This is a genomic window from Mesorhizobium sp. (genome assembly GCF_005063415.1).
In the GTDB taxonomy this organism is placed as follows: Bacteria; Pseudomonadota; Alphaproteobacteria; order Rhizobiales; family Rhizobiaceae; genus Mesorhizobium.
Window position 1 is genome coordinate 1 of record NZ_SUEG01000358.1, and the last position, 724, is coordinate 724.

The following is a 724-nucleotide window of genomic DNA, read 5'->3' on the forward strand; positions in this document are numbered from 1 at the left end:
AAACTAGACCTGAGAGCCGCACCGCATGAATGTAGCCTCCCAATATCTGCCGCTTGTGGCGCATCACGAAGCCGGGCACGCGGTGGCCGCCATCGTTTTGCACCGTCAGATGTTCGACGACGACCGTGAACTCCCTGCTTTCTCAAGTGTTAGTATTTACCCCGACGTCGGTGACGGAGAGTGCGGTGGTGTTGTCGAAGGCGCGGGTTTTTATTCAGCGCAAGGATTCACCTCGAAGCGAAAGCCGATTTTCGAGGACGATATGGATCGATGTTTGGAACGCGATGATGCGATCCGGGAGATAGTTGCGTGTCTGGCAGGTCCTTTTGCAGAATCCGCATTCGAAGGCTATCTGGACCCGCGCGATATGGCGATGAATGCGTCCGATGGGAATGAGGGGAGCAGCGACTACGCGGATGCCAAGCGAATCTATGGTGAGTTGCGGTTCCTGATGCCGCGCCGCCCCGATTGGGGGCGGATCGAAGATTGCACGGCCCGGCTAGTACTCGATCACTGGTCGGCCATCGAAGCATTGGCCGCGCATTTGCTGGTCGAGCATGATCTCCAATTCGATGAGGCTCTGACGATTGTTGCGCCGCATCTTCCGCCCATGCCAGCAGCTACGCCGCCAGAGCGTCATCCGCAGCCTGCTTGATCAGCCATTCGATGTGATTTGACCACATCTGCAACACCTCGCGCTTCTCCTTGACGTTGCTATAGAGAT

1 protein-coding gene is annotated in these 724 nt (G+C 56.9%); it reads left to right on the top strand.

The genetic code is table 11. The features are described from left to right. Nucleotides 1-25 precede the first annotated feature (25 nt). Nucleotides 26-655 carry a hypothetical protein gene (locus E5W70_RS32595; RefSeq protein WP_292665482.1) on the top strand — a complete coding sequence of 210 codons (630 nt, stop codon included), beginning with the start codon at nucleotides 26-28 and terminating at the stop codon, nucleotides 653-655. Nucleotides 656-724: the final 69 nt, after the last annotated feature.

Coding starts and splice junctions, on each gene's coding strand:
- E5W70_RS32595 (WP_292665482.1), top strand. CDS start 26: ATGAATGTAGCCTCCCAATATCTGCCGCTTGTGGCGCATCACGAAGCC.